Here is a 17,112-nt window from a genome sequence, read left to right as displayed (position 1 = left end):
CCAGATAGAGCAGCACGGCCACGGCAACAAAGAGCGACAGCGTACGCGAATCCAGGCTGGCGAGAACCCAGGTGCCGAAAGTCACGCCAGCAGATGCGGCAATCAGAAATGGCACAAGGAAATTGGGTCGGAGGTGATGCCGCCGATGCTGCCACACCTGCATCAGATTGGTGATCAGGTTCGGCACGGTCATGATCACGATGGCGAAGCGCACATCATGGAAGGCCGCCAGGGCCGGAATCGCCAGGATGGGCGCGCCGGCGCCCGTCGCCCCCTTCAGAATGCCCCCTACCATCAGGCTGCCGAAGACGACCACCAGCTCAAAAATCGGCACGTTGTACTCCTTTACCCTGCGACTCGCCGCCGGAGGCAAGCCGTCCGGCTGATCTGGCCATTCGCCAGAACCTTGACCCGGTTGTCGCGTCGGCCAAAGGATGCGGTAGGTGCTGTGTCAGTACTTGTCGGAAATCGACACACGGACCTCGATCATGGCCTGTCGGCGTTCCTCTGCAATGACTTTGAGGGCACGTTGCAGGGCTGCAGGCAGGTCGTCGCCGTGTTCGACGCGCTCGACATGGGCGCGGCTGGCGGCCGCCAGTGCTGTATAATCAGGCGATGGTTCGAGCGACGTCAACGGCATCCGGTTGGCCTTTGCCGCCAAACCATCGGGGTAGGCGTTGACGACCGAGCGGCGTACCGCATTCCATGTTCCGTTGTTTTTGACGATAGTTAGGAGTGGCAGTTCGAGCGCTTCGGCGATCTGGTGGCAGGCGGTGGGGTTGGCAAACATGTAGGAACCATCGCCGACGCACGCGATTACCAAGCGGTTGCGTTCGGCAAGCTGCGCGCCCAAGGCCGCAGGCAGTGCCCAGCCCAGACCGCCGGAATGCGGATTGCAGAAGACGCGGTTTGGCCCCCTGGCATCCATCGCGCCGGGCACAATGCCAAGCTCAGAGAAGGTTATTCCGTCCTCGCCCATGATGTCCGAAACACATTTGGACAGCCATTCGGCACCCATTGGGCTGGTCCGCGCCGCTGCCACCGCGTCTGCCATTGTGCGACGGCGGTCGGTCCCGCGCCTGATGATCGCCTCAAGGCGCGCGGTCGCGTCGATGGTTCTTGCCGATAGCGCTGCATGAAGTGCGTCGAGGCCGGCGGCAGGATCGGACGTGATCGCGATGTCGGCCCGGTAGCCGCGAACAGGCATACGCCCGAATTGCGGATCGCAGCCGATATGAACGATCCTGACCGAGGGGTCGGGCCGGTGAACAGCCTCGATCCAGGGTACCCCGCTATCGAGGACCAGGACGAAATCGGCACCATCAAGGGCGGCCTTCGGGTCGTTGCCAAGGAACATCGGGTCAGCGCTCTTCATGACGTTGCGGATGGAGAACGGCTCGCAGACGCCGATGCCGAAATCGTTGGCCAGACGCGACAGGGCACGCGCCACATGGCCTTCGGGGTCGCCGCGCTGGCACAAAATTACGGGATTGGCGGCGTCAGCGATCCAGCTGGCAGCTTCCGTAATCGCGGCTGGATCGGGAAAAGCGCGCGTTGTGGGCACCTGCCGTGGCGCGGCCAGCTCGACACTGTCAGGAACGTGATCGGTCAAAGGTTCGCGCGGCAGGCTCACATAGACGGGGCCGCGCGGCTCCGACATAGCGAGCGTTGACGCCCGCATTGTCAGGATTTCCCCCTGCTCGGGATAGCGCATCTCGTAATGGAACTTGACGCTGTCGGCGACCAACGAGGATTGATCGTACATCTCCTGTCCGTACTGGATTGGCGTCATGCGGGCACCCTGGCGACCGCGCTCGGTGATCGGTGTTCTGCCTGAAAGCACCATGACGGGAATGTTGTCGCTCGCGGCGTTGATGACGCCCATGACGGAATTGGCCAGGCCCACATTGACGTGGACCATAGTTGCCTGCATGCGGCCCGTGACAAGGTAATACCCATGCGCCATGCCCACACTCGCCGTTTCGTGCGGCACGGTGATCGGCACCGGTACGGAAGCCGGATCGAGCTGTGCCAGTGCTTCGATAATGGGTGGGAAATCCGTGCCAGCATTGGCGAACAGGTAATCGATGCCGCAGGATTTAAGGCCGAGAAGTAAGCTTTCGGCGCCCGTGCGTGCGGATGTATCGCCTACCTGATCGTTCATTCTTGCCACCCTTTAAGTGTCGTTCACGACGTACGAGGAGACAGAAATGGCGGGAGCAACATTCCCGACATTTCCTCAACCCGTCGCACCCCCCCGCCAAAATGCGCTTGTAATTATCATTAACGCAAGTGCACACTATCACAAAATCTCGCTCTGTGGGATTTTGTATCGTCGTTGGGAGGCGGTACGGAGGATAATCAGGAGGAATCAAATGAAATATGTTCTCGCCTCGGCCATCCTTATGGCCACAATTGCTGCAAGCGGGCAGGCCCACGCCCAAGCTGTTGGCATTGCCACGTCGAACCCAGGATCGATCTTTCACAATATCGGAACAGCCGTCGCCAATGTCGCCAACCAGGCTGGCCTCAACACAACGATCCAGCCCGCGACCAGCCCCAACCAGTACATTCCGTTCGTGGCTTCGGGCGGTATCGAGTTCGGTGCGGCCAATCTTCAGGAAGTCAATTACGCACTTGAGGGCAAGGAATGGTTTTCAGGCTCGGCAAACGCTGATCTGCGCATCGTCGGCCTCGTCATGCCGCTGGTAGAGGCGATTTTCGTGCGTGCCGACAGTGACATCCGCTCCATCGAGGATCTGCGCGGCCAGCCGATGGTCGATGGCTATACCGCCCAGAACACCATCCTGCCGCAGCTTGACGCGATGTATGCCACAGCTGGCATGACGCGTGCTGACATGCAGCCCGTCCAGGTGCCAAGCGTTGTCGGCGGCGCTGATGCTTTCATAGCAGGCGATGCTGTGGGCTTCATCTTCGCTCATGGCGCGGGCAAGGTTCGCGAGGCCGATGCGGCCGTCGGTGGTCTGCGCGCGCTTGCTATCGAGGAGAACGAGGAAAATTTAGCGACCATTCGTGAGTACTGGCCGGTCGGATTCTTCGCAACCCTTGAGCCTAGCCCGAACTCTCCAGGCGTCGAAGAGACCTCCACATTCTTCGCCTATCCCCAGGTGATATTCACTCACGCCGGCGTCGACGAGGAAACCGTCTACAGACTCACCAAAGCGATGTATGAAAGCAAGGCGCAAATGGCGCAAACCTTTCCCCCCTTCAACGCTTTCAACCCCGACGATATGGCCGGTGAAATCGGTGTGTCCAAATTCCATCCGGGCGCCATCCGATTCTACAAGGAAGTTGGTATCTGGAAGGAATAGTCCGCTCTGACATGGGCCGATCACGGATCGGCCCGTGTTGTTTTTGCGCCGCTGCCTCCCCTTACCATCGAGTGTGACTAATGACTTCTCTTAGCGAAGCCCGACCGCATGCTGGCCTGCCCGAGTATGTATGGCGGCCATTGGTCAGCCTGCTTTCGGTGTGTCTGACGCTCCTGTCCGTCGCGTGGGCACTCTCGATTCCTCGTGCACTGGGTATGGCATTTTATCCGCAGCAATTCATCAGCGCGATCCTGGCGCTCGCGCTACCACTGGCATTTCTCATGCTGCCGGCGCGGCGCAGTGCCAAGCGGCCCGTTGTGCCGTGGTATGATTGCGTTGCAGCGCTGCTGGCGTTCGTGGCATTGACCTATATCACGTGGAACTACTCGGCATTGGTCAACCTGATCTTTGCCGGCCCGCCGCAGGCCTATATCCCCGGCGTCATCACTATCTTGCTACTGCTCGAAGCCGTGCGCCGCGCTACCGGCTGGGCGCTCGTCATCATCATCGGCGTTTTCCTGTTCTATGGCCTATTCGGCAACCTGTTTCCCGGCAGGCTCGCGGGGCGGCCACTGGATTGGGAACGGCTTGCCAGCTATATGGCGCTCGACTCCAACGGCATTCTTGGCCTGCCGCTTGCTATTGCGGCGTCGGTTGTCGTCACCTTCATCTTGTTCGGCAATCTTCTGGCGGCGACCGGCGGATCAAAATTTTTCACTGATTCTGCGCTTCTGGGCATGGGGCGCTATCGCGGCGGCTCCATGAAAATCGCGGTGGTGGCGTCCGCGTTGTTCGGCTCAGTTTCAGGCTCCGCCGTCGCCAATGTCGCTGCCACCGGCATCGTCACAATTCCTATGATCAAGCGCGATGGTTACCCGGCTCACAAAGCGGCGGCCATCGAAGCGGTTGCGTCCACAGGCGGCCAGATGATGCCGCCGGTTATGGGCGCCGCGGCTTTCTTGATGGCCGAGTTCCTACAAATGTCTTACGGGCAGATCGTCATTGCGGCGATCGTGCCGTCGGTTCTGTACTATGCAGCTTTGTTTATCCAAGCCGATCTCGATGCGGCAAAACTTGGCATTTCAAGCGTTGCCCAGGCAGATATCCCCAACCGCAAGGTCGTCCGCAGCGGGCTGCATTTCATTCTCGGCTTTGCGGTTCTTATCTATGGCCTGTTCACACTGAACTGGCAGCCAGAGCGCGCAGCACTTGCCGCTTGTGTCGTTGTTATAGTGACCGCGATTACTTTCGGCTATCAGGCGAAGCGCCCAAGCCTGCGCGACATCTGGGAGACGGTTCCATTGACGGGCCAGAATGTCGTCGAAATCATCTTGATTTCGGCCGCCGCTGGCATCGTTATCGGCATCCTCAACGTAACCGGCCTCTCCTTCAACCTGACCTATGCGCTGGTGCAACTCGGCGGCGGCAACAAGCTCGTCCTGCTGCTACTATCTGCAGTCATTTGCATCGTTCTGGGCATGGGCCTGCCGACGCTCGGTGTCTATGTCTTGCTCGCGGCCCTCGTCGCGCCGGCGCTGATCGAGGTCGGTATCAACCCAATTGCTGCACATCTTTTCATCCTTTATCTGGGCATGATGTCGATGATCACGCCCCCCATCGCTATTGCTGCCTTCGCGGCAGCAGGTATCGCCAAGGCCTCGGCCATGCGGACCGGCTTCGCGTCGATGAAGTTCGGTTGGTCTGCGTTCGTGATCCCGTTCCTGTTCGTCTACTCGCCGACCCTAATCATGATCGGTGAGCCGATCGATATCGCAGTTGCGATCTCAACGGCAGCGCTCGGCGTGTGGCTGATTTCGGCGGGCTTAGCCGGTTACTTCATGACCAAGCTACCGACCATCTGGCGCGCCGCATTCATAATCTTCGGGCTGTTGGCGCTCATCCCCTCCGGCGCATTTCCTGGCGCCGAAAATACAGACATAGTAGGCGCCATTGGCGGGGTGACGCTGATGATCCTGGATTTCCGGCGTTCGCGCGTACCTAGCATATAGGTGACTTCTTGACGACAAAAGCAGCAAACAGTCTTGAGCGGGTTCTCGCTGTGCTTGAAGTGTTCAGCGAGGAGCGGCTGGAATGGACGTCCGAGGAACTGATGGAGCGGCTTGGCTATAGCCGGCCGACCCTTTACCGCTATTTGAAGACGCTGAAGGAAGCTGGGTTTCTGACGTCAACGCCGAATGTGGGGTTCACGCTCGGTCCAAAAGTTGTCGAGATGGACTATCTCATGCGCAAATCGGACCGGCTGATTCTCGATGGATCGGCGCAGCTTAAAGGGCTGACAGAGCGCTACAGCTGCACGGCACTTCTCGTCCGATGGTATGGTGATAGGCTGCTTTGTATCGACTCCGAAAGCTCAATGCGCAATCCGCTTACCTCCTTCCCGCGCGGTCGACCGATGCCGCTAGGGCCCGGCGCCATTGCCCGTTCTATCATGGCATTCTTGCCGCGCCGGAATCTAGTTCCGCTGATTGAGTGTGTAATCGGGGAACTGCAACAGGTTGGCCTCGGCGCGAACATCGAAGAAATTCTCGACCATCTCAAGAAGGTAAAGAGGGCAGGTGTTGCGGTCGCTTACGGGGAAGTTACGCCAGGCGTCGTCGGTATTGCCGCGCCGATATTCGATGCCGGTCGCAGTCCGGTGGCAAGCGTCGGCGTGACGATTGGGGGCAGCTTGGTCGACGGCGCCCTGATCGCGCAGATCGCTAGTGATATCAAGACAGTTGCGCATGACCTGAGCCTGTCGTTAGCGCGCGGTCGCCTGTAAGGCGCATTACATTAAATCTCATCAGGTAAGATTTTACGTTTGACTTCGGCTGTCCGGCACAGCAACCTCATGAACACAGAGCAAGTGGGAACCCAATGAAGAAGATCGACATTTTCAATCACATCTGGCCGAAGCCGTTTTTTGATGCGCTCATCGGCCACATCGGCGAAATGACGGACATCACCATGCGCTCCGGCGCCGTACCGATGATGACAGATCTCAATCGCCGCTTTGAAGTGATGGATATGTTCGGCGAGGACTATCAGCAGGTGCTCTCGCTCGCCTCGCCGCCGCTAGAAAAACTTGCCGGTCCACAGAAGGCGCTGGAGCTTTCGCAGATCGGTTCGGACTCTATGGCCGAGCTCTGCCACAAATATCCCGAACGCTTTCCTGCTTTTGTCGGCACCGCGCCGATGAACAATCCCGATGCACTGGTTGAGGAATGTCGCCGCGCAGTCGAGGATCTAGGTGCCGCGGGCATGCAGATTTTTACCAACATCGCAGGCAATCCGGTAGACCTGCCGGAATATGCGCCATTCTTCGACTATATGGCCAGGGCCGGAAAGCCCGTATGGCTGCATCCGGCGCGGAGCGAAGACTTCCCCGACTACAAGAATGAGAGCCGCTCGGAGTATGAGATCTGGTGGACGTTTGGCTGGCCTTACGAGACGTCGGCGGCAATGGCGCGCATGGTCTTCTCACAGTTCTTCGACAAGTTCGAAGGATTGAAGGTTTTGACCCACCATGCCGGCGGCATGATCCCCTTTTTCGAAGGACGCGTTGGTCCGGGTTGGGACCAGATGGGCAAACGCACGACTGACCGCGATCTGGCTGCGGTTCGTACTGCCCTGAAGCGGCCTCATCTGGATTACTTCAAGGAGTTCTATGCCGATACGGCTTCGTTCGGGTCGTCCCGGGCGATCACCCACGCCATCGACTTCTTCGGGGAGGACCGCGTGATGTTCGCATCGGACGCGCCTTTCGATCCGGAAGGCGGGCCGATGTACATTCGCGAGACGATCCGCATTCTCGACGAGCTCGATATTTCCGACGAATTGCGAGCCAAGCTCTATCAGGGCAATGCGCGCAAGTTCTTGGGAATGGACCCGGCATGACACGCACCGAGGCCCTCAATTACATTGGTGGTGAATGGGTCAAGGGGGCGGGTTCGGAAACGAGCCGCAACCCGGCCGATGGTACCGTGCTCGGTTCCTATCAGCCCGGAACTGCAGCGCTCGCCGACCAAGCGGCGGCGGTTGCGAGTGCCGCTTTCGAGGCGACCGGCTGGTCGTCTCTGCCACGCCTGCGTGCAGCGGTACTATTTGAATTCGCCGACAGGCTCGACGTTGCCAAGGACGAAATCGCCGATCTTATCGTCGCCGAGAACGGCAAGCTCAAGCGCGAAGCGCTGGGCGAGATGATAGGAGCGATTTCCGAGGTCCGCTATTATGCGGGTCTCGCGCGAACCGTGCTCGGTCGGACACTCGAAACCATGCCCGGTAATTTCTCGATGATGAACCGCGAGGCGGCCGGCGTCGCTGCCATTATCGTGCCGTGGAACGCGCCGGTCACGCTGCTGGTTCGGTCGCTGGCGCCGGCACTTGCTGCCGGCTGTACGACTGTTATCAAGCCGGCGCCACAGACGCCCCTTATCCATGAGCGTGTGATGCGCTGCCTTCACGATTGTCCCTCTTTGCCCAGGGGCGTCGTCAATTCCATCAATGAGCAGGGGAGCCAGGTCGGCGAAGCGCTGGTCGCCTCAAACGACATCGACGTGATCTCATTCACAGGGTCGAGCGCCACCGGCAAGCGCATCATGGCGGGCGCTGCGCCCACCTTGAAGCGATTGTCGCTCGAGCTTGGCGGCAAGGCACCGGCGACGGTGTTCGCTGATGCCGATCTCGATCAGGTCGTGCGCGAAGTAACAGCAGGGTCGCTGGTCATGGCGGGGCAGGTCTGTGTCGCGGCGGCGCGGTTCCTCGTCGAAAAATCCATCGAGAAAGACTTTACCGACAGGATTAAGTCGGCATTTGCCGCCGTGCGCGTTGGTCCCGGCAGCGACGCCCATAGCCAGATGGGCTCGCTAATTGATCTGGCCAATCGTGACCGACTCTCGCGGATCATCGAACAGGCGGGCGACGAAGGGCAGATGATCCTGGAGGGCCGCGCGCCAGATGGTCCGCTCGCCTCCGGCGCTTTCCTCACGCCGACACTGTTCAAAATAGACGACCTGTCATCCTCGCTGGTGCAGGAAGAACTGTTCGGTCCCATCGTCTCGATTGAAACCTTCGAGACCGAAGCCGAAGCTGTGAAGAAGGCGAACGCCACCGAATATGGTTTGGCAGCGAGCGTCTTCACACATGATTTGAACCGTGCCATGCGCATGTCGCGAGCCGTTCGCGCAGGAACGGTCTGGCTCAACTGCCATGGGCGTCTGTTTGCTGAAGGTGAAACGGGCGGTTATCGCCAGTCGGGTCTCGGCCGGCTTCACGGCGTTGAGGGGCTGAACGACTTCCTCGAAACTAAGCATGTCTATCTTGAGGCCGGCGCGGTCTGAACGCACCGACCCAGTGCAAGCAATGAACGGACGATGATGACAAACCCAGGCGAACTACAGAGCGATGTGGTGATCGTCGGCGGCGGTCCCGTTGGCATGGGGCTGGCGATCGAGCTTGGCCAGCGCGGCATCAAGACAGTCGTCATAGAGCGCTACACATCTCCGCAGCCTGTACCAAAAGGTCAGAACCTGACCCAGCGTACAATGGAGCATTTCCACTTTTGGGGCGCCGAGGAGCAATTGCGCGCTGCCCGCACCGTACCCAAGGAATATGGCATTGGCGGGCTGACTGCCTATGGCACGCTGCTAGGCGGTTACCACTATGACTGGCTACAGCGTGAACTCGTGCGGCCCTATTATTACACCGACAACGAAAGGCTTCCCCAATATGCGACCGAAGAGGTGCTGCGCGCACGCGCCGCAGAGATTGCAGCAGTTGAGGTGCTTTATGGCTATGCGGGCGACGCCATCGAGCAAGATGCCGATGGCGTCAGCGTAAAGGCTGTACCGCGCGACGGCGGCGCGCCGATTACCGTGCGGGCGCGTTATCTCGTCGGTGCTGATGGCAGCAAGTCTGTCGTTCGCGATCTTGCCGGGATCACGCAGACACAGTCCGATCATGACAAGCTCATGGTCCTGCTCGTCTTTCGCTCGTTAGGCCTGCATGAACTCTTGGAACGGTTCCCCGGCAAATCCTTCTACAATGTGCTGCATCCGGACCTGAAGGGCTATTGGCAGTTTTTCGGCCGCGTCGACCTTGGCAATACGTGGTTCTTCCACGCGCCCGTGCCGGCCGACACGACCAAGGAGAATTTTGACTTCGAAGGCTATCTTTACCGGGCCGTCGGTGCCGAGTTCGATGTCGAATTCGAACATGTCGGGTTTTGGGATCTGCGCATCGCACTGGCGGACAGCTATCGGCAGGGTCGCGTCTTTATCGCCGGCGACGCGGCGCACAGCCATCCGCCTTACGGCGGCTACGGCATCAACACCGGCTTCGAGGATGCCCGCAATCTTGGCTGGAAGCTTGCGGCAACAATCGAGGGCTGGGGCAACGACGCGCTGCTCGATACCTATGATGCCGAACGCCGGCCGGTCTTCGCCTCCACAGCCAAAGACTTCATCGAGAAATCGATCAACAGCGACCGGGAGTTCCTCCAACGCTTTGATCCTACGGAGGATACCGTTGCCTTCGAGGCAGAATGGAGCTCCCGCGGCGGCGGAGCCCGATCCGAGGTCAACGCCTTCGAGCCGAACTATCGCGGCTCACCCATCGTTGCTGGAGAGGGAAATTCCAATGCGCTCGGCAACCATGTCTTCAAGGCGCAGGCCGGCCATCATCTGGCACCGATGGCCACGGTCGACGGTGGGAATGTCTATGAGCGGTTGGGGGACGGTTTTACCCTGATTGCACTCGGTGGGCATCAGGACGAATGTGACCGCTGGGCCGAAGCCGCCGCCGAACTGGGGTTGCCTCTAACGGTGGTTCGCGACGCGGTGGCGGGCGCGCGCGAGCGGTACGAGGCACGTATGATCCTGGTTCGGCCGGACCAGTTTGTCACGTGGGCGGGCGAATCCCCCCCCGATGGCGAGGCGGCACTGCTCCGACGGGCCGTCGGACAGTTCGTTGAGCCGGCCTGACTGTAGCATCGCTCGGGCGACGGCGCTGCAGCGCTTTCCCGCGCTGGCGCAGCGGCAGAGGCTCCACAGCTAGGGTCAGGACCCATTAATTTGTTGAATTGAGTTCCGAGCAGTGATTCAAGGTGGCAGGAGGTGCTTGCCTTGAGTGATTTGCTGATGCTGACGGCGGAGCAGATGCGCCGGATCGAGCCCTATTTCCCGCTTTCGCATGGCGTGCCGCGGGTGGATGACCGCCGGGTGTTGAGCGGCATTTTGTTTGTGATCCGGAATGGCCTGCGCTGGCGCGATGCGCCCGCCGGTTACGGTCCGCACAAGACCATCTATAACCGCTTTATCCGGTGGAGCCGGCTGGGTGTGTTCAATCGCATTCTGGCCGAACTGGCGGCGCAGGGCGGCCAGACAGACAATCTGATGATCGATGCGACCCACCTTAAAGCACACCGGACCGCGGCCAGCCTGCTTAAAAAGGGGCTCTACCCCGATGTATCGGACGCAGCCGAGGTGGGCTGACCACCAAGCTGCAGGTCGTGTGCGATGGCGAGGGACGGCCGCTGATGCTCCACCTGGCAGAGGGACAGGCAAATGATCACAAGACCGCCGCCGCAGTGGTCGAAGACTTGCCTCCGGCCAGCGCCTTGCTGGCTGACCGGGCTTACAGTTCCGCAAGCTTCCGCCAGGCGCTCGTCGCACGCGGCATCACGCCCTGCATTCCGCCGCATGCTAAACATCGCGTTCAGCACAACTATGACCCCATACTCTATCGCCAGCGCCACAAAATCGAGAACACGTTCGCTCGGCTCAAAGACTGGCGGCGCATCCACACGCGGTACGACCGATGTGCTCACACCCTCCTGTCAGCCATCGCCCTCGCAGCCATCTTCATTTTCTGGATCAATGAGTCCTGACCCTAGCTTGCTATAGACGTAGCGGCCGCCGAGATGGCGATCGCTCAGATTGCAGATATCCTGTTGCCAGAATCGGCGTGAAACAAGTGCAGTTTCTTGCGATCAAAGCGCAGGGCTAGATCCATATTGCGGGCTACGGGTTCTTCGGGAGCCAGACGTACGACCGCCGTTGTGCCGGCAATCGCGCAGGACACCATGGTATCCGATCCGAGCGGCTCGAACACCTCAACCTTGGTGACGACATCGGTACTGCTGGTATCCGCCAATATGATCGCTTCGGGCCGTGCACCCAGGCAGACCGGGGTGCCATGCGCCGCGTCGATGCGGGCGAATGGTAGGATTAGGCCGTCGATCTGTACAGATGGCCCACCGTCCTGCACCACCTTGCCGTCAAACATGTTCATTTGCGGTGACCCGATGAATTCGGCCACAAAGCGCGTCGCCGGCGCCTCATAGAGCACCATTGGCGCACCTTCCTGCAGAATGCGCCCATCTTTGAGTATGACCACCCGATCAGCCAGTGTCAGCGCCTCGACCTGATCATGGGTGACATAAATCGTGGTACGACCCAGCAGACTATGCAGCCGCTTGATTTCTGTCCGCATTTCAACCCGCAGCTTGGCATCCAGATTGGATAGCGGCTCGTCGAACAGGAACGCCTTGGGGCGGCGCACAATGGCGCGGCCCATGGCGACCCGCTGGCGCTGACCGCCTGATAGTTCAGCTGGTCGACGCTGCATCAGCGGCTCGATCTGCAGCATTCTGGCGGCATCGGCCACGCGCTCAATGATATCCTGGGTGTCGGTCTTACGCATTTTCAGCCCAAAGCCAATATTCTGCGCCACCGTCATGTGGGGGTAGAGCGCGTAGTCCTGGAAGACCATTGCGATGTCGCGGTCACGTGGCTCGATCGAATTGACCACTGTGTCGCCGATCCGCAGGGCGCCGCCGCTAATGTCTTCCAGCCCGGCGATCATCCGCAGTAGGGTGGATTTGCCGCAGCCTGAAGGTCCGACCAGGGCAACGAATTCGCCATCGGCAATCTCAAGATCGATGCCGTTGATCGCTGGTACATTGCCATAACGTTTGACGATTTTTTCAAGACTGATGGTGGCCATCGCATCTCTCCCAGATGTTGCACTGCTCACATTGGGACTTGCCAGCGCTTCCGCGTTGACTATTATCGTTATTGATAATGATAATCAAGCGAGCTGTCATGGCGGTCGAAAACTTTCTCCAACGCCTGCCAGTCCCGCCAACGCGGGCACCCTCGGCGCGACGCAGTCACAATATCTATGTCGACCTGCAACGCGAGATCGTGCTCGGCATGTTGGCGCCTCGATCGGTTCTGCTGGAACTGGAACTGGCGAGCCGCTTCGAAGTCAGTCAGGGCACCGTGCGCGAGGCGCTGCTGCTGCTGCAGGAGGAGGGGTTGGTGCATCGACTGCCGCATCGCGGCACCACCGTGGCCGATTGCCGTGCTGACGATGCCGAGGAGCTCATTCGCTTGCGGCACGACATCGAGTGCCGCGGCGTGCGACGCGCCGTGGCGCGGTACGGTGTAGCTCTGGCCGAACCAATGCGACGCCATCTGGCAGCAATGCAGGCTGCGGCGGCCAGTGGCGATGAATATCTGCTCTCGGTGCATGATCGCGCCTTCCATGCCGAGCTGTTTGATTGCGCCGATCTGCCGCCGGTCCAGCCCGTGCTGGCGCGCTGCCTGGTGCATGCCCATCGCTTCAAGATTTTGCACCCCGCGCAAAACCGCGATCTGCTGGAGACAGCCAACCGCCATCAGGTCATCATCGATGCGCTCGCTTCTGCCGAGGTCGAGCAGGTGGTTGCCGCCCTGTCTCATCACATCACCACCATCGTTGATTTTGGCCCCAACATTCTAGGTGCCGGAGCATGAGCCGTTCGCGCCCAACCCCCGCAATGGCCGCCATTCTCGACCGCCTGGCCGTCGAAGATGTAGGGCTGCCCGATCCAACCACAGTGCCGGCCGGGCAGGGGCGAATCCAGGCCGCAAGCAGCAATGTACGCTGGAACCGGGATCTGCCGGAAATGGCCGACGTCAGCGATGTGTCAGTGTCCACCAAAGGCGCGCCCGTGCCCTGCCGGAAGCTGGTCCCCCAGGGCAGTCCGGTTGGCACCATTCTGTTTATCCATGGCGGAGGTTGGGCCTTCTGCGACATGGACTCCCACGAACGCGCCGCCCGCCTGCTCGCAATTGAATGCCAGGCCAATGTGGTGATGTGCGACTATCGCCTGTCACCTGAACATGCATTTCCCGCCGGGCTGAACGACTGCATCGCCGTCTGGGGTCAACTCACGGCAGGTGAGGGGGCCTTTGCCGAACTCAAGGGGCCGTTTGCCATCTCCGGCGACAGCGCCGGGGCCAATCTGGCAATGGCGGTCATGCTGACGCCAGAACTTGTTCAGCCCGACTTCGGACTGCTTTTTTACGGAGTCTATGACGCTGACTTTGCGTCCCCGTCCTATCTGGAGTGGGCCGATGGTCCTGGGCTGACCCGTGGCAAGATGAAACGATACTGGGACTGGTATGCGCCCGAACATCAACGCGCCGACCCGCGACTGGCGCCAGTCCGCGCCAGTGACGCAGCGCTCCGGGCCCTGCCACCCCTTTACCTGAACGCTGCTGAAATCGACCCGCTGCGGTCCGATAGCGAGCGGCTTTATGCGCGGCTGACGGCTCTGGGCCGCGCCGACCAGTTTCGCCTGCATGGCGGAGTTGTTCACGGCTTCATGCAGATGAGCCTTGAACTGGAGGAGGCGCGCCTGGCGCTGGCAGATGCGGGGGCGGCCTTCAAAGCCTTCGTGCAGCAAGCGGCGCGGAGCAGTAATAATTGGGAGAGAGAACAATGAAGACGATTACGAGAACCAGCGGTCTTGCCGCAGCCCTATTGGCCTCAACCGTCCTGTTTGCAGGCACGGCAATCGGCCAGGAAGTCAATTTCTGGTACCACTTCGACAATGCCGATAACCCGATGTCCGATCTGGTCGCCAAATTCGAAGCCGCCAATCCCGGCATCACCATCAATGCCGAAAACGTGCCGTGGAACAGCTATTACGACCAGCTCTACACTTCCATCGTCGCCGATAACGGCCCCGATGTTGCCATGGTCAAGATGACAGCACAGCCGCGCCTCATCGAAATGGGCGCGCTTGAACCGATCGACGACCGCCTCGCCGGCTGGGCCGGCAAGGCCGATATCCAGGATGATCTGTTCAACCTGACCGCGGCTGCCGACGGCACCCACTATTACCTGCCGGTGCAGTACGTCATTCTCTATCTCTACTATCGCGCCGATCTGTTTGCCGATGCGGGGCTTACACCGCCCACCACCTGCGACGAGTTCCGCTCAGCTGCAGTGGCGCTGACCAAGGATACCAATGGTGATGGCCAGATTGACCAGTATGGCTTCGGCTTCCGTGGTGGAAAGGGCGGCCATGACCATTGGGCCAGCTTTACCGTGTCGCGCGATGGCGTTGGCTTTGGTCCCGGCGAACTGACCTCGGCCGCTGGTGTTGCCGGCACCCAGTTCGTGCTCGACCTGTTCCAGAAGGACAAGGTCTTCCCGCCATCGGCCCCCAATGACGGTTTCAAGGAAGTCATCGGCGCCTTCCAGGGTGGCACCACTGCCATGACCATCCACCACATCGGCTCGTCAGCTGACATGGTCAAGGCACTTGGCGACAAGGTATCAGCTGTGCCGGTGCCTGAATGCGGTGGCGGTCATTGGACGGCCTTTGGCGATGAGAGCACCGCAGTGTTTTCTGCAGCCGAAGACAAGGACGCAGCCTGGAAATGGACGGCTTTCCTCTCCAGCGAAGGCAACAATGCCAAGTTCAACGAGGCGACCGGTCAGCTCCCGGTTACCAAGTCCGACACCGCCAACTGGACCCTGCACGACAAGCGCTTCGTCGATGCAACCACCGCCTCGCTGCCCTTCGCCCACCTCTATCCTAATGTGAGCGAAACCGCTGATTTCACCAACACTGTCTGGCCTATCGCCATGCAGCGGGCCCTGATCGGCGAGATCACGGCCGAGGAAATGAACGCCGAAATCGACGCGCTCTTCAACAAGTGAGCGAGCACGGCAGGCCGGGCATTCCGGCCTGCCGTCACAGCAGGGTCCAATAATGTCCACAACCGTCGTACCGCCAGCGCCTCTGTCGCGCCGCGTTCTGCCCTACGTCATGCTGTCTCCAGCTGTGCTGGTGACGCTGGCCATCGTGTTCCTGCCCATGGTGCAGGCGGTGTGGATGAGCCTGCACGACTACGTGCTGTTTCGCCCCAAGGATTTTGCTTTCGTTGGGCTCAAGAATTTCATCGCGGTATTTCAGGATCCGGTGTTCTGGGTGTCCTTGCAGCACACAGCCATCTGGATCGCCGTGACCGTGCCGGCCCAGATGTTGCTGGGCCTGGCCACAGCATTGCTCCTCAACCAGAACTTCCCCTGGCGCGGCCTGGCGCGCGCTCTGGTGATCATTCCATGGGCGCTGCCCTCGGTTGTAATCGCCCTGATGTGGGTATGGATCTACGACGCCAATTTTGGCGTGCTCAACGACTTCCTGCTGCGCATGAACCTGATCTCCACCTCAATTCCGTGGTTGGCCAATCCCGATACCGCGCTTTACGCCATCATCCTGACGCTGACCTGGCAGGGCTTCCCGTTCTTTGCCGTGATGATCCTCGCCGGCTTGCAGGCCATTCCGGCCAGTTATTACGAAGCCGCTGCCATTGATGGAGCCTCCAGCTTTCGCCAGTTCTGGCACATCACTCTGCCGGGCCTTTCTGGTGTGTTGATGACAGCCACGCTGCTCCGCCTGATCTGGGTCGCCAATTCCATCGATGTGATTTTCATCATGACCGGCGGCGGCCCCGGCTATTCGACTTATACCCTACCGCTTTATGCCTTGGTCGAGGCCCGCACTGGGCTGGACTACGGTTATGGCTCGGCACTGGCCGTGGTCTTCACCATCCTGCTGCTCGGCTTTGTCGTGCTCTATCTCCGGCGCGCCGGGAGGAACATCGCATGATGGTTCGGAAGAACTCGCTGATCCGCCGCCTACTGACCATCGACCTGCCGGTGTTCCTGATCATCTGTTTCACCCTGGCGCCCTATCTTTGGATGGCGCTGACCTCGGTTACTGAAAAATCCAAGCTGTTCACGGAAGGGCCCTCACTCACCGGGGCCACGCTCAACAACTATGCGCGTTTGTTCAACACTGTCGGTTTTGGAACCAATCTGCGCGACAGTTTCATCGTTGCTGGTGGCACCGTGGTTGTCGGTCTGGCGCTGGCCGTGCCCGCCGCCTACGCCTTTTCGCGGTTCCGCTTCAAGGGCAGGCGTATCCTGATGCTGCAGTTCCTGCTGATCAACATGTTCCCCCTGGTCCTGCTGATACTGCCGCTGTTCATCCTGATGAAGACGCTGGGACTGGTCGATACCTATCTGGCCCTGATCATCGCCAACTCCACCATCGCCATTCCCTTCTCGGTCTGGATGATGACCAGCTATATCAACGGCATCCCGCGCTCGCTTGATGAAGCGGCAATGACCGATGGCTGCACTCGCTTCGGGGCACTGTACCGTGTGGTGCTGCCGCTATGCGCGCCAGGCATCATCGCCACAGGCGTCTACATCTTCATCACCGCCTGGAACGAGTACCTCTACGCGCTGACCCTGGGTGGCCGGCACGTCAAGACCATCACGGTCGCCATCCAGACGCTGATTGGCGAATACCAGGTCGAGTGGGGGCTGCTCACCGCTGGCGGCATCATTGGCGCGCTACCGGCCACGGTGATGTTCCTGTTCGTTCAAAAGCATCTGATCGCTGGCATGACCCAGGGCGCGGTCAAAGGATAAG

Annotated in this window: 15 protein-coding genes; 12 read left to right on the top strand and 3 right to left on the bottom strand. The window is 60.1% G+C overall.

The window, feature by feature from the left end; translation table 11 throughout:
* On the bottom strand, window positions 1-334 hold a 334-nt coding region (locus ABFY71_RS17620), incomplete at its 3' end, for a TSUP family transporter (RefSeq protein ID WP_347947196.1).
* Between the two features lie 117 nt (window positions 335-451).
* The gene (locus ABFY71_RS17615) at window positions 452-2,164 is read right to left on the bottom strand and encodes a thiamine pyrophosphate-requiring protein (protein ID WP_347947195.1); all 1,713 of its coding nucleotides are present in this window, start codon (window positions 2,162-2,164) and stop codon (window positions 452-454) included.
* A 46-nt stretch (window positions 2,165-2,210) separates the two neighbouring features.
* Here ABFY71_RS17615 and ABFY71_RS17610 point away from each other — a divergent pair, with 46 nt between their 5' ends.
* The 7 genes from ABFY71_RS17610 to ABFY71_RS17580 all read left to right on the top strand — a co-directional run bounded on the left by ABFY71_RS17610 (window position 2,211) and on the right by ABFY71_RS17580 (window position 11,217).
* Complete coding sequence (locus tag ABFY71_RS17610) at window positions 2,211-3,332, top strand: TAXI family TRAP transporter solute-binding subunit (protein WP_347947194.1); 1,122 nt, start codon at window positions 2,211-2,213, stop codon at window positions 3,330-3,332.
* Window positions 3,333-3,412: 80 nt separating this feature from the next.
* Window positions 3,413-5,341, top strand: coding sequence for a TRAP transporter permease (locus ABFY71_RS17605; protein ID WP_347947193.1), 1,929 nt, complete (start codon window positions 3,413-3,415; stop codon window positions 5,339-5,341).
* A gap of 8 nt (window positions 5,342-5,349) precedes the next feature.
* Window positions 5,350-6,114 (top strand): IclR family transcriptional regulator, encoded by a 765-nt coding sequence (locus tag ABFY71_RS17600; RefSeq protein ID WP_347947192.1) that lies wholly within the window; start codon window positions 5,350-5,352, stop codon window positions 6,112-6,114.
* Window positions 6,115-6,209: 95 nt separating this feature from the next.
* Window positions 6,210-7,229 carry an amidohydrolase family protein gene (locus tag ABFY71_RS17595; RefSeq protein ID WP_347947191.1) on the top strand — a complete coding sequence of 340 codons (1,020 nt, stop codon included), beginning with the start codon at window positions 6,210-6,212 and terminating at the stop codon, window positions 7,227-7,229.
* The gene (locus ABFY71_RS17590) at window positions 7,226-8,671 is read left to right on the top strand and encodes an aldehyde dehydrogenase family protein (RefSeq protein ID WP_347947190.1); all 1,446 of its coding nucleotides are present in this window, start codon (window positions 7,226-7,228) and stop codon (window positions 8,669-8,671) included. Before ABFY71_RS17595 ends, ABFY71_RS17590 begins: the two co-directional genes overlap by 4 nt.
* Window positions 8,672-8,704: 33 nt before the next feature.
* The gene (locus ABFY71_RS17585) at window positions 8,705-10,312 is read left to right on the top strand and encodes an FAD-dependent monooxygenase (RefSeq protein ID WP_347947189.1); all 1,608 of its coding nucleotides are present in this window, start codon (window positions 8,705-8,707) and stop codon (window positions 10,310-10,312) included.
* A 141-nt stretch (window positions 10,313-10,453) separates the two neighbouring features.
* Window positions 10,454-11,217 (top strand): IS5 family transposase gene (locus tag ABFY71_RS17580; protein ID WP_347947188.1). Its coding sequence is split into 2 segments (ribosomal slippage): window positions 10,454-10,787 and window positions 10,787-11,217, totalling 765 coding nucleotides; the frame shifts between segments, so codons are not numbered across the junction.
* Between the two features lie 44 nt (window positions 11,218-11,261).
* Here the strand turns inward: ABFY71_RS17580 and ABFY71_RS17575 are convergent.
* On the bottom strand, window positions 11,262-12,335 hold the full coding sequence (locus ABFY71_RS17575; RefSeq protein ID WP_347947187.1) for an ABC transporter ATP-binding protein: 1,074 nt from the start codon (window positions 12,333-12,335) through the stop codon (window positions 11,262-11,264).
* A gap of 98 nt (window positions 12,336-12,433) precedes the next feature.
* Here ABFY71_RS17575 and ABFY71_RS17570 point away from each other — a divergent pair, with 98 nt between their 5' ends.
* Genes ABFY71_RS17570 through ABFY71_RS17550 form a run of 5 tightly spaced genes read left to right on the top strand, consistent with a single transcriptional unit; the run spans window position 12,434 to window position 17,111 of the window.
* On the top strand, window positions 12,434-13,129 hold the full coding sequence (locus tag ABFY71_RS17570) for a GntR family transcriptional regulator (protein WP_347947186.1): 696 nt from the start codon (window positions 12,434-12,436) through the stop codon (window positions 13,127-13,129).
* The gene (locus ABFY71_RS17565; protein ID WP_347947185.1) at window positions 13,126-14,103 is read left to right on the top strand and encodes an alpha/beta hydrolase; all 978 of its coding nucleotides are present in this window, start codon (window positions 13,126-13,128) and stop codon (window positions 14,101-14,103) included. The genes ABFY71_RS17570 and ABFY71_RS17565 overlap by 4 nt, the downstream gene beginning before the upstream one ends.
* Window positions 14,100-15,329: an ABC transporter substrate-binding protein gene (locus ABFY71_RS17560; protein ID WP_347947184.1), complete on the top strand. Its 1,230-nt coding sequence runs from the start codon at window positions 14,100-14,102 to the stop codon at window positions 15,327-15,329. Before ABFY71_RS17565 ends, ABFY71_RS17560 begins: the two co-directional genes overlap by 4 nt.
* Before the next feature lie 52 nt (window positions 15,330-15,381).
* The gene (locus tag ABFY71_RS17555; RefSeq protein WP_305582745.1) at window positions 15,382-16,281 is read left to right on the top strand and encodes a carbohydrate ABC transporter permease; all 900 of its coding nucleotides are present in this window, start codon (window positions 15,382-15,384) and stop codon (window positions 16,279-16,281) included.
* A complete protein-coding gene (locus tag ABFY71_RS17550) occupies window positions 16,281-17,111 on the top strand; it encodes a carbohydrate ABC transporter permease (RefSeq protein ID WP_371136248.1) in 831 nt (276 codons plus the stop codon). The genes ABFY71_RS17555 and ABFY71_RS17550 overlap by 1 nt, the downstream gene beginning before the upstream one ends.
* The last annotated feature ends 1 nt before the right edge of the window (window position 17,112 follow it).

Source organism: Devosia alba, from assembly GCF_039938915.1.
Classification (GTDB): Bacteria; Pseudomonadota; Alphaproteobacteria; order Rhizobiales; family Devosiaceae; genus Devosia; species Devosia alba.
The sequence above is the reverse complement of the archived record's forward strand: the minus strand, read 5'-3'. Positions and strand labels throughout refer to the sequence as shown.